Source organism: Vibrio sp. Isolate33, from assembly GCF_022397895.1.
GTDB lineage: Bacteria > Pseudomonadota > Gammaproteobacteria > Enterobacterales > Vibrionaceae > Vibrio > Vibrio pomeroyi.
The window spans coordinates 84902-97795 of record NZ_JAKEUP010000013.1; the positions used below are offsets into that span (position 1 = coordinate 84902).

The window sequence follows — 12894 nt, forward strand, 5'->3', positions numbered from 1 at the left end:
CTTTATATCAATAAGTTTGTGTGAAGCTAAGCTGTGACGTGGTGAGTGCAAGGAGGAGGTACGGAGCTTACGTTAGTAAGTGAGTACCTCCGACACTGCAATCATCCGTTACAGCAACGATTCACCAAACTTAGTCAATTTTACCGTGACACTGTTTGTATTTCTTGCCACTTCCACATGGGCATGGTTCGTTACGACCCACTTTACGCTCATCACGTACTACCGTTTGTGGAGATGCTGGTTCAGCTTCATCGTCACCTAACTGATTTTCAGCCGTTGCGTGTTGTGCTTGTGCACGACGCGCCGCTTCTTCAGCTTGAGCTTGACGTTGAGCTTCCATCTTTTCTACTTCTTCTTGTTGCTGAACGCGAACTTTAGAAAGGATGGTAATAACATCTGATTTCAGTACTTCTAGTAGACCTTCAAACAGTTCAAACGACTCGCGCTTGTACTCTTGTTTCGGGTTCTTCTGAGCGTAACCACGTAGGTGGATACCTTGACGAAGGTGATCCATCGCAGCCAAGTGCTCTTTCCAAAGGCCATCTAGCGTTTGTAGCATTACAGATTTCTCGAAGTTACGTAGTACTTGAGCACCAACCACTTCTTCTTTCTGTTTGTACGAATCAACCGCCATACCTAGGATACGTTCACGCAGTGCTTCTTCGTAAAGCTTGTCGTCTTCGTCCAACCAACCTTGAATATCGAACTCTAGATCGAAGTCGTTCTTCAGGCGATCTTGCAGACCCGCGATATCCCACATATCTTCAAGCGATTGAGGAGCAATGTATTCATCGATAACCGAAGTAAACACGTCTTCACGGTTGTGTTCGATCATTTCGCTGATGTCGTCAGAACTCATCAGTTCGTCACGAAGCTCATAAACCACTTTACGTTGGTCATTGGCTACATCATCGTACTCAAGAAGCTGCTTACGAATATCGAAGTTACGACCTTCAACTTTACGTTGTGCTTTTTCAATTGAGCGAGAAAGCATCTTAGATTCGATTGCTTCGCCTTCGTCCATACCACTTTGGATAAGACCAGCCATACGATCCGATGTAAAGATACGTAGCAGAGAGTCTTCCATTGATAGGTAGAAACGAGAAGAACCTGCATCACCTTGACGACCAGAACGACCACGTAGCTGGTTATCGATACGGCGAGATTCATGACGCTCAGTACCAATGATGTGCAGACCACCTGACTCAAGTACTTTATCGTGGATTACTCTCCAGTCAGCTTTGATCTTATCGATCTGCTCTTGAGTTGGGTTATCCAGCTTCTCAACTTGTGCCTGCCAGCTGCCACCTAACACGATATCGGTACCACGACCGGCCATGTTAGTTGCGATAGTTACCGCGCTTGGCGTACCCGCTTGTGCAACGATCTCAGCTTCCATTTCGTGGAACTTAGCGTTTAGAACGTTGTGCTTAATTTTTGCTTTTTTCAGTGCGTTAGACAGTAGCTCAGATTTCTCGATAGAAACTGTACCAACCAGTGATGGCTGACCAGCAGCTACACGGTCTTTAATGTCTTCAATGATCGCATTGAACTTGTCTTCTTCAGTACGATAAACCACATCTGGCATATCGTTACGAACCATAGGCTTGTTGGTTGGGATAACCACAGTTTCTAGGCCGTAGATAGACTGGAATTCGAAAGCTTCTGTATCGGCAGTACCTGTCATACCTGACAGTTTTTCGTATAGACGGAAGAAGTTTTGGAAAGTAATCGATGCTAGCGTTTGGTTTTCATTCTGAATCTTCACACCTTCTTTAGCTTCAACAGCTTGGTGTAAACCTTCAGACCAACGACGACCTGGCATTGTACGACCAGTATGTTCATCAACGATAACGACTTCGCCATCTTCAGTAACGATGTAGTCTACGTTCTTCTCAAACAATACGTGTGCACGAAGCGCTGCATTAACATGGTGCAATAGGCTGATGTTTGTTGGAGAGTAAAGCGTGTCGCCCTCTTCCATCAGGCCGTTTTTCACCATTAGCTCTTCTACAAATTCTTGACCGTTTTCAGTCAGGTGAACCTGCTTCGATTTCTCGTCCATGGTATAGTGACCTTCACCACGGTACTCTTCAGAATCTTCTTTATCTTGGCGCTCAAGGTTAGGAATTAACGTGTTAATACGCGTGTAAAGATCTGAGCTATCTTCAGCAGGGCCAGAGATAATAAGTGGGGTACGAGCTTCATCAATTAAGATTGAGTCAACTTCATCGACAACAGCGAAGAAGCGTTCGCGTTGAACACGATCTTCAGCACGGAAAGCCATGTTGTCACGTAGGTAATCGAAACCAAACTCGTTGTTTGTTCCATATAGGATGTCTGCTTGGTACGCTTCTTTTTTCTCTGGCGGAGCCATGTTTGGCACGTTCACGCCAACCGTCATACCAAGGAATTCAAATAATGGGCGGTTTGTTTCCGCATCACGCTTCGCTAGGTAGTCGTTCACCGTTACTACGTGAACACCTTTGCTAGGTAGGGCGTTAAGATAAGCTGGTAAGGTTGCTGTAAGAGTCTTACCTTCACCAGTACGCATTTCTGCAATTTGGCCAGCATTTAGAACCATGCCACCAATCATTTGCACGTCAAAGTGACGCATGCCGTAAACACGCTTAGACGCTTCACGTACCGTAGCAAATGCTTCAGGTAGAAGTTGGTCTAGCGATTCACCTTTATCTAAGCGCTCACGAAATTCAACCGTTTTTGCTTTTAGCTCTTCGTCTGAAAGTGCTTCAAACGTTGGTTCGTAGTTATTAATTTCTTTTACAATTTTTCTAAGGCGGCGCAGTGTTCTGTCATTGCGACTGCCAATTACCTTTGTCAGCAGCTTAGTAATCATGTGCTTGGAATCTCTTCGTTCTCAGATCGTCCGCGATCTATTTTAAATGCCGTCAGTCTCTACTAGCTATGAACTAGTCTTCAGTTACTAACCAAGGATACTGAGATAAATCTAGTATCTTTGATATTGTACTTGAGAGTAGAGTTTTCAAGGCTTGAGTTAAAATTAATGCCCTTTAGTGTAAGTAATTTTCACACCAACGACCATATATAACCCCATTTGTTTGATGTGCTTGGAACTTTTCTTTCTAATTGCTGACGGATTAGCCAGACTGTAGCCCATTGGTAGTCAACTTTCGGATGTTGACGACACTGTATCTGGAAAATAGATACAAAAAAACCAGGTCAACGACCTGGTTTTCGAAATCTTATATTGTTGTAAACAACAATTACGCTAGAACCATTCCTGGCTCAGCAAATGCAACAGGAGAGCCTACTTCTTCTTCGAATGTTGCCCATTCCCAAGCTTCTGCGTCAGCAAGTACTGCACGTAGTAGTTGGTTGTTTAGGCCGTGACCTGATTTGTATGCACGGAACTCACCAATAATAGCGTGTCCACACATGTAAAGGTCACCAATCGCATCCAGTACTTTGTGAGTTACGAACTCATTGTCAAAACGCAGACCTTCTTCATTAAGAATTCGGTATTCGTCTAGAACGATAGCGTTATCGAAGCTACCGCCAAGTACTAGGTTTTGAGATTGTAGGTACTCAATATCGCGCATGAAGCCGAAAGTACGAGCGCGAGAGATTTCTTTCACAAAGCCTTGTGAAGAGAAATCAAACAACAAACGTTGCTCATCAGATTCAATTGCTGGGTGGTTAAAGTCGATCTCAAAGTCCATACGGAAGCCGTTAAATGGAACAAACTCTGCCCACTTATCGCCATCTTCAAAACGGATAGGCTTTTTGATACGAATAAAACGCTTCGCTGCATTCAGTGTTTCTACACCCGCTTGCTGTAGCAAATATACGAATGGGCTTGCGCTACCATCCATAATTGGGATCTCTGGTGCATCTACTTCAACAATAATGTTGTCGATGCCCATGCCCGCTAGAGCTGCGTTAAGGTGCTCCACTGTAGAGATACGTACGCCTTCGTCATTAACAAGAGCAGTACATAACATAGTGTCACGAACTGATGCTGGATCAGCTGGGAAATCTACAGGTGGATTTACATCTGTACGACGATAAACAATGCCTGTATTTGCAGCTGCCGGGCGAAGAGTAAGTGTGACTTTACGACCAGAGTGGAGACCCACACCAGTTGTTTTCACAATTTCTTTCAGAGTACGTTGTCTGATCATCTGCTTGCCTCGTTATCAGTGCTACAAATCACGGTCAGTATTTACCGACCGCGAATTTTACCATTAATTCGACTATAGTCAAATTTTGGGTGTTTGTTAATCAGCCTGACGTCGTAAGAATGCTGGAATATCTAAATATCCACTCTCTTTCTCAGCTTTAGGTGCTGCACTTTGGCTAGCGCCTGTACCTGAAGAAACAGGTGACGTTGTTGGCTGTGGCTTAACTTGAGGTTTAACCTCAGTTTTTTCTTGCAATGGCTGTGCCACTTTCTCTTCCACTTTTGGTGCAGTTTGAGCCGCTACCTGTGGTTGAGGAGTTGGTGCAACCTTAGCTTTACCACCAGCAACTAAAGTAATGTCTGGTTTTTTCTCTGTACCGATACCTGTTGCAACAACAGTTACGCGGATTTCATCCGTCATATCAGGGTCTAGAGAAGTACCAATCACAACTGTTGCGTTATCAGATGCGAATGCCTTAACTGTGTTACCTACTGTTTCGAACTCATCTAGACGCATATCTAGGCCTGCTGTGATGTTCACAAGAACGCCACGTGCACCAGCTAGGTCGATGTCTTCTAGTAGTGGGCTAGAAATTGCCGTTTCAGCAGCTTCTTCAGCACGGTCTTCACCTTTTGCGATACCGCTACCCATCATTGCATGACCCATCTCAGACATTACGGTGCGAACATCCGCGAAATCGACGTTAATCATACCAGGGCGAGTAATTAGCTCGGCGATACCTTGTACAGCATTTTTAAGTACATCATTTGCACTTGCGAAAGCTTCTAGCAGTGTTACGCCGCGGCCAAGTACTTTAAGTAGCTTTTCATTTGGAATCGTAATTAAAGAATCCACATGCTTTGAAAGCTCTTCGATACCTTGCTCAGCAAACGCTAAACGCTTTTTGCCTTCAAAGCTGAATGGCTTAGTTACAACAGCAACCGTTAGCACACCCAACTCTTTCGCAACTTCAGCAATAACTGGAGCAGCACCTGTACCAGTACCACCGCCCATACCAGCTGCGATAAATACCATATCGGCGCCAGTTAGAACTTCTTTAATTCTTTCTCGATCTTCGAGAGCTGCATCACGGCCTACTTGTGGGTTTGCACCAGCGCCCAAACCTTTAGTGATATCACCACCAATTTGGATCACGCTGCTCACGCTTGTTTTACGAAGTGCTTGAGCATCAGTGTTAACACTGATGAATTCTACGCCTTCGATTGATTCACGTACCATGTGCTCAACAGCGTTACCGCCACCGCCACCAACTCCAACGACTTTAATTACTGCATCGTCAGACATTTCCATCATCGGTTCAAACATGTGTTATCTCCGTTTTTTCCTGCAACTCAGGTTAAAACTCTTTTTGTATCCAATTACGCAATTTGCCAAACAAACCAGACATAGAAGGTGCTGAACGCTTAGGTTCGCTGTAATCACCTTCATCACTGATCTGACAATCTCTTGCGTAATGAAGTAAACCAACCGCCGTAGAATGATACGGCTCTTTAACATAGTCAGTTAAGCCACTAACTTCTAATGGCTTACCAACTCGAACTTGATTGCGGAAAACACGTTCCGCACACTCTACCAATCCGTCAATTTGTGCCGCTCCACCAGTGAGAACGACGCCAGCTGCAAGGTGGTGTTTAATACCTTCATCTCGTAGCTGTAATTGAACCGTATCAATAGTTTGGTTAACGAGACCCATAAGTTCAGTGTAACGTGGTTCAATCACTTCCGACAAAGTTTGTCGTTGCAAACTTCTCGATGGGCGACCACCAACACTTGGGACGTTAACAGAGTCATCCTTGCTTACGAGTTCACTCAGAGCGCAACCATGGTTTACTTTTATCTCTTCAGCATCGCTCACTGGCGTGCCGAAAGCGAAGGCAATATCACTGGTTACTGCATTTCCTGCGTAGGAAAAGACTTCTGTGTGTCGCAGTGCGCCGCCAGTCCAAATGGAAATATCCATCGTACCCGCGCCGATATCCACCACACATACTCCAAGCTCTCTCTCGTCTTCAGTAATTACCGCATTACTTGAGGCAAGTCCTGAAAACACGATCTGTTCTACTGTGAGACCACATCGTTCAACAGCTTTAATAATGTTTCTCGCCATGTCGCTATGGCAAGAAATTAGGTGAACGCTGACTTCCATTCGAACACCAGATAAGCCAAGTGGGTTCTTAATCCCTTCTTGATAATCAATGGTAAATTCTTGTGGAATCACGTGCAGAATTCTCTGCTCATCACCTATTTTAATTGATTTCGCGGTATGGATCGCTCGATCCATATCGTCTTGAGACACCTCTTCATCAGAGATAGTACCCATGCCTTTTTCAATTCGGCTTGCGATATGTTTGCCCGATAGCGAGATAAACACATTGCTGATTTGGCATTCCGCCATCAACTCTGCTTGATCAATAGCTCGCTGAACCGACTTAACTACCGACTCTAGGTCGTTTACACCACCTTTATCCATACCTCTGGATGGGCTTTGCCCAGAACCAATGATATTGATTTGACCATCAGGCAATATTTCACCAACCAGAGCTGATATGGTCGCAGTGCCTATATCAAGACCAACGATTATGTTGTCATCTGCGGTCTTAGTCATCTGTGCTCTCTTCTAACTCTTGCTCTGGAAACCAGCCTACAGCGGCTCCCGTATCATACCTGAGGTCGATGTAGCTCACTTGATTCGCCTTACTACCTAACTCGTTGTAAAGCGAAATGAAGCGTTCAACACGCTCATCTAAAGAATCTTTACCTAGTTCTAAACGGATACCGTTATCTAGGATTATTTGCCAAGCGCGACGCTCATTGAGAACGAGCGAGGTAACGGTTAACCCAAGACTGTTAATCAAAGGGGTTATCTGTCGCCACTTTTCTATCACTTCTTGGCTGGTGCCGTCTGGGCCGTAAAGCTTAACTCTATCGCCCTTCAAGAGGCCGATATCACCATTGAACACCTGACCATCGTCATTCAGCAGCATGTTGCCGTTCCAGATTGCTGCCGCATGGTACTCAGTCAAAAATACTTTTATTGTGTCTGGCCACTGCTTACGAATAGAGACAACAGATACCCAAGGTAACGCTTCTAAACTGTCTTGCAACACGCCGATGTCTTGCGACATAAATGTTCCAATGTGTTCAAGCTCGCCAAAGGCATGTTGAACGTCACCAGCGGTTACGTAAGTTAAGTCGCCTTGAAGTACTATTTTGGAGAGAGGCAATCGCTGATCGTCCCACATCCAAGTCAGTGTGGTATAGAAAAGAAACCCAATGAATAGCAATACCATGACAAAAAAAGACCCGCCTAAGGCGTGTTTCTTGAGCGACGGTAAACTGAATAGGTGGCGGTTTTCGCTAAAAGTACTTTCTACCAAAGCCCGCATTCCCTGTCGTTGGTTCGCAATTCTATTCCCTATCTTCGTAATAGAGGTAAAAGCACTTACTTTAACCTATGAATTATACTGAGCAAAATCAAACTATCAAACGTTGATAATAAGATTTTTGGTCAATTTTAGGTCAATCGCAAGAAGTGAGCGATCGACCACAGTATGTAGACGCTATTCTGTTACGCGTTCTGCATTTTATTAATGTCTAATTGTAGCGATTCAAGTTGCTTAGCTACACGACCAACATCACCTGCACCCTGCGTTAAAACAAGGTCGCCGCCTTGAATTACGTTCGCTAGAACCGATGGCAGTGTGTTGATATCAGCAACAAAGATTGGATCAATCTTACCACGCCCACGAATAGTTCGACTTAGTGAACGTCCGTCAGCCCCTGCAATCGGTTTCTCACCTGCTGAATACACATCCAATAAGATTAAGACATCAACTTGTTCAAGAACGTTCGCAAAATCATCATATAAATCACGTGTTCGGCTGTAACGGTGTGGTTGGAAGATCATCACGAGACGTTTGTCAGTCCAGCCACTGCGAGCCGCTTGAATCGTCACATCCACTTCCGTTGGGTGATGACCGTAATCATCGACCAGCATCGCCACGCCTTTACCCGTTTCGTACTCACCAAGATGATCGAAACGACGACCAGTACCTTCCGTTCCCGCCATCGCTTTTAGAATCGCTTCATCGCTGATGTCATCTTCCGTCGCAACCGCAATCGCAGCCGATGCATTCAATGCGTTGTGGCGACCTGGGATGTTCAACGTGATATCTAGGTTCGCTTTGCCTTCACGTACAACCGTAAACTTGCCTTGTTGACCTTCTTGTACGTAGTTTTCAATGCGAATGTCCGCGTCTTCAGAGAAACCGTAAGTAATCACTTGGCGGCTCACCTGAGGGATAAGTTCACGTACAACAGGATCATCTACACACATCACAGCCTGACCGTAGAATGGTAGGTTGTGTAGGAAATCGATAAACGTCTGCTTTAGCGTTTCAAAATCACCGCCATAGGTATCCATATGATCCGCTTCAATGTTAGTTACAATACTAACCATAGGTTGCAGATGTAAGAATGACGCATCACTTTCATCAGCTTCAGCGATAAGGATACGGCTCGAACCTAAACGTGCGTTAGTGCCTGCACTTTTCACCAAACCACCGTTGACGAAGGTTGGATCTAGGCCCGCTTCAGAATAAATCTGTGTAACCAAAGCCGTTGTTGTTGTTTTACCGTGCGTACCTGCCACAGCGATGCCATGACGAAAACGCATCAGCTCAGCCAGCATTTCTGCACGACGAACAATAGGGGTGCGCGCTTCACGAGCTGCAATAATCTCTGGGTTTTCTTCGTTGATAGCGGTTGATACCACCACCACACTTGCATCGGCAACATTACTTGCTTGGTGACCAATGTAAACGGTCGCGCCCTTGCTAACTAAACGATCAGTCACTGGGTTTTGAGCAATATCAGAACCTGTAATTTGGTAGCCTTCATTTAGCAGGACTTCAGCGATCCCGCTCATGCCTGCACCACCAATACCAATGAAGTGGATAGATTTAACACGGCGCATCTCTGGCACCATTGCACGGATTTGCGCTAAGTCTTGGGTATGTTCAATCGTCATCAATTCAATCTCATTATTTTGCTAAAGCTTTAATCGCTTCAGCGACGGTCACATCAGCATCAAGCTTGGCCGCTTGACGAGCTTTTGTTGCCATCATTTTTAATTCATTTCTATCAAGCTCAGCGATCGTGTTCGCTAGCTTATCAGCCGTCAATTGAGGCTGTTCAATCATTAACGCAGCGCCACATTCAACTAAGTGATCGGCGTTCAGCGCTTGCTGTCTGTCTTTGTGCATAAACGGAACGAAGATAGAGCCCACACCCGCCGCAGATACTTCTGATACGGTTAATGCACCTGAGCGACACACTAATAGATCTGCCCACTCATAAGCTTGCGCCACATCATCAATAAATTCAGTCACTTGAACATTATCTACAGAATGTGATTTGTATTGCTCAATAACTTGTTGTTGGTTGTTCTTGCCCGCTTGGTGCATCACTGTGAAGCCTTCGCCAAGCTGCGCCATCGTCACTGGCAAGGTATCATTTAGGATCTTAGCGCCTTGGCTACCGCCCATCACCAAGATGCGAATATCGCCATCACGCTCCGCCATGCGTTGCTCTGGTTCAGCTAAGGCAACCACATCTTCACGTACAGGATTACCTACCACTTCCGCAGTAGGAAACGCACCAGGGAAAGCTTGGAATACCTTTTTAGCAATTTTAGACAGCCATTGGTTAGTTAAACCTGCCACTGCATTTTGCTCATGCAGTACCACTGGAATGCCAGACAACCATGCTGCGATACCGCCGGGACCACTTACGTAGCCGCCCATACCAAGCACCACATCTGGCTGCCATGCTTTGATGTGCTGTCTTGCTTGAAGTATGGCATTGATAATCTGGAACGGCGCTTTAACTAGCTTGCTAATACCTTGACCGCGCAGGCCTTTCACTTTGATGAAGTCGATTTCAATACCATGCTTTGGCACTAAATCCGCTTCCATTCTGTCTGCGGTTCCTAGCCAGCGAATTTCCCAGCCTTGCTGCTGAAGCTTTTTAGCCACCGCTAGCCCTGGGAAAACGTGACCGCCAGTACCACCAGCCATCACTAAAAGTTTTTTGTTTTGATTCATCACGTTAGATTCTTATTCTACTAATTCGTTTTGATTGTCGGCTTGTTCTTTTTGTTGTATCCGGCATTCGTGATCGATACGCAGCAGCATAGAAACCGCCACCGACATCACGATAAGACTTGAACCACCATAACTGATCAACGGCAAGGTTAGACCTTTAGTTGGAACAATACCTGAAGCAGCGCCTACGTTAACAAGCGTTTGAAAAGCAAACCAAATACCAATACCGAAAGCCAAATAGCCACTGAACACTTGGTCGTTATCGAAGGCTTTTTTGCCAATAAGAATGGCTTTAAACACCAAACTAAAGATCAGCATCAGCACTAAGGTAACACCAACGAAACCGAGCTCTTCTGCCAATACAGCAAATACAAAGTCGGTGTGTGCTTCCGGTAGATATTCGAGTTTTTGAATTGAGTTGCCAAGCCCTTGCCCCATCCAATCACCACGACCGAACGCCATCAATGATTGGGTTAACTGGTAGCCACTGCCGAACGGGTCATTCCAAGGTTCCCAAAAAGAGGTCACACGTCGAACACGGTAAGGCTCTATGACAATCAAACCAACAACGGCGGCAATGCCTGCCACCATCAAGGCAATAAACTGTGAAAGCTTGGCACCGGCGATAAATAACATACCGAACAGGGTAACCAGCATTACGACTACGGTACCTAAATCGGGTTGACCGAGCAGTAACACAGCAAAGGCGCCAAACACCATGATAGGTTTACCGAAACCACCAAAGAAGGTTTTCCTCACTTCGTCTTGCTTACGGACTAAGTAGCCCGCCATGAAGATAAACAGTGATAGCTTGGCGACTTCGGCTGGCTGTAGGTTAAATAAGCCGAGAGGGATCCAACGCGATGCACCGTTAACTGACTTACCGACCGCTAATACCACGATCAGCAAGAAGAAGGACAAGCCCAGTAGGTACATACTGTACTGAAACCAGCGTTGCATCGGGATCTGTAATATGACGCTGGACACACCTAACGCCAACACAAGGAAGATGGCATGACGAAACATAAAGTGAAACGGCTGATCGGTTAAACGAGCACTGATTGGGAACGAAGCCGACGTTACCATCACCAAACCCGTCAGCATCAATCCAAGAGCAATCCATACCAATTGACGATCGTAGAGCGCCTCTGGTGTGGCACGGTTGAGCCACTGCCAAATAGATTGATTGATCTCTTTCACTCTTTGCACTGAATGTTAGTCCTTCAACACGTTAGGCATACTCATGAGCAAGTTCAGTGAACGCATCACCCCTTGCCATGAAATTATTAAATTGATCGAAGCTCGCGCACGCCGGAGACAGCATCACCATATCTCCAGCCACCAGTTGTGGTGAGATAGATTCGATTATCTGCTGCATGGTCTCGAACTTTTGTGCTGATGGATGCAGCGGCATAAATTGCGCAGCATCTTCACCGAAGCAACACAACTGAACACTATCTAGTTGCGCCAATACAAGTTTAAGCTCGCTAAAGTCAGCACCTTTACCAACGCCACCAACCAATAGATACAAAGTACCTTGGTACTCTAAACCAGACAGAGCCGCTAATGTGCTCGCTACGTTGGTTGCTTTTGAGTCGTTAACCCATTTGATTTCGCGCTTGTCAGCCACCACTTGGCAGCGATGAGTCAAACCATTGTAAGCTTTCAAAGCTTCAAGGCTTTTGCTGTAATCAATACCAACTTGCTTCAATAATGCTAAAGAGACTAACGCATTCGCCACATTGTGACGTCCAACCAATGTTAAATCTTGAGTAGCAAGTACTGGTTTACCGTTATCGATTAACCACTCAGTGCCATCAGTAGTCGATACACCAAACTCTTGATCATCGAGTCCAAATGTCACCAATGGCATTGTGTGGTCTGGGTAAGTCTCTTTGTCTTCTCGATTTACAATCGCACACTGCGCGTTATTAAAGATTCTTAACTTAGCCTCGCGATAATCAGCCATACCCTGATAGCGATCCATGTGATCTTCTGACAGGTTCAAAAAGGCTGCTGCAGCAAGGTTCAGGTTCGATGTAGTTTCTAACTGGAAGCTTGAGAGCTCAAGAACATATAAATCTACATCAAGCTCAAGAAGGTCTAAAGCCGGAATACCAATATTGCCACCGACACCGACGTTAAGGCCAGCCGCTTTAGCAAGCACACCAGTAAGGTCAGTCACCGTACTCTTACCATTTGAGCCAGTAATCGCCACGACCGGTTTATTCACCGCCCAGCCAAACAACTCGATGTCACCGACAACAGGCGTTCCCACTTGAACAACATCTTGAATTTCAGGGGTTGCTAAGGCGATACCTGGATTAGCTACCACTAAATCAGCCTCAGCCAACCATTGGGTATTCCAGCTTCCAGAATGCAGTTCTACCGATTCAGGCAGAGACTCTCTGCCCGGCGGTAGTTCTCGCGTATCAATGACCTTCACATGAGTGTGAGGTTGATATTTTACGAGATGTTTAACGACAGAGAGCCCGGTAATACCGAGCCCCACAACCACTACATTTTGAATATTTTGCCAACGTTCCATTTAAACAAGATGCTCTTAATAGTTTTAAAGAGCCTCTATGACAGAGGCTCGCATAGGA

At 45.5% G+C, this 12894-nt stretch carries 9 protein-coding genes; all 9 read right to left on the bottom strand.

Going from position 1 to position 12894, the window contains the following annotated elements; genetic code table 11:
- Window positions 1-130: 130 nt before the first annotated feature.
- The 9 genes from secA to murD all read right to left on the bottom strand — a co-directional run bounded on the left by secA (window position 131) and on the right by murD (window position 12836).
- Window positions 131-2857: a preprotein translocase subunit SecA gene (secA, locus tag L1D37_RS17220; RefSeq protein ID WP_176680905.1), complete on the bottom strand. Its 2727-nt coding sequence runs from the start codon at window positions 2855-2857 to the stop codon at window positions 131-133.
- A 388-nt stretch (window positions 2858-3245) separates the two neighbouring features.
- Window positions 3246-4163, bottom strand: a complete 918-nt coding sequence (gene lpxC / locus L1D37_RS17225; RefSeq protein WP_010434751.1) for a UDP-3-O-acyl-N-acetylglucosamine deacetylase — start codon at window positions 4161-4163, stop codon at window positions 3246-3248.
- Window positions 4164-4259: 96 nt separating this feature from the next.
- Complete coding sequence (gene ftsZ, locus L1D37_RS17230) at window positions 4260-5489, bottom strand: cell division protein FtsZ (protein ID WP_017059291.1); 1230 nt, start codon at window positions 5487-5489, stop codon at window positions 4260-4262.
- 31 nt (window positions 5490-5520) lie between these two features.
- Window positions 5521-6789, bottom strand: a complete 1269-nt coding sequence (ftsA, locus tag L1D37_RS17235; RefSeq protein WP_010434747.1) for a cell division protein FtsA — start codon at window positions 6787-6789, stop codon at window positions 5521-5523.
- A complete protein-coding gene (locus L1D37_RS17240; protein ID WP_026084087.1) occupies window positions 6782-7561 on the bottom strand; it encodes a cell division protein FtsQ/DivIB in 780 nt (259 codons plus the stop codon). Before L1D37_RS17240 ends, ftsA begins: the two co-directional genes overlap by 8 nt.
- Window positions 7562-7752: 191 nt before the next feature.
- Window positions 7753-9213 (bottom strand): UDP-N-acetylmuramate--L-alanine ligase, encoded by a 1461-nt coding sequence (gene murC / locus L1D37_RS17245; protein WP_057621970.1) that lies wholly within the window; start codon window positions 9211-9213, stop codon window positions 7753-7755.
- Window positions 9214-9226: 13 nt separating this feature from the next.
- Window positions 9227-10288, bottom strand: coding sequence for an undecaprenyldiphospho-muramoylpentapeptide beta-N-acetylglucosaminyltransferase (gene murG / locus L1D37_RS17250; protein WP_239848576.1), 1062 nt, complete (start codon window positions 10286-10288; stop codon window positions 9227-9229).
- A 12-nt stretch (window positions 10289-10300) separates the two neighbouring features.
- Window positions 10301-11497 (bottom strand): cell division protein FtsW, encoded by a 1197-nt coding sequence (gene ftsW, locus L1D37_RS17255; protein WP_017629347.1) that lies wholly within the window; start codon window positions 11495-11497, stop codon window positions 10301-10303.
- Window positions 11498-11519: 22 nt separating this feature from the next.
- Complete coding sequence (gene murD / locus L1D37_RS17260) at window positions 11520-12836, bottom strand: UDP-N-acetylmuramoyl-L-alanine--D-glutamate ligase (protein WP_239848577.1); 1317 nt, start codon at window positions 12834-12836, stop codon at window positions 11520-11522.
- Window positions 12837-12894: the final 58 nt, after the last annotated feature.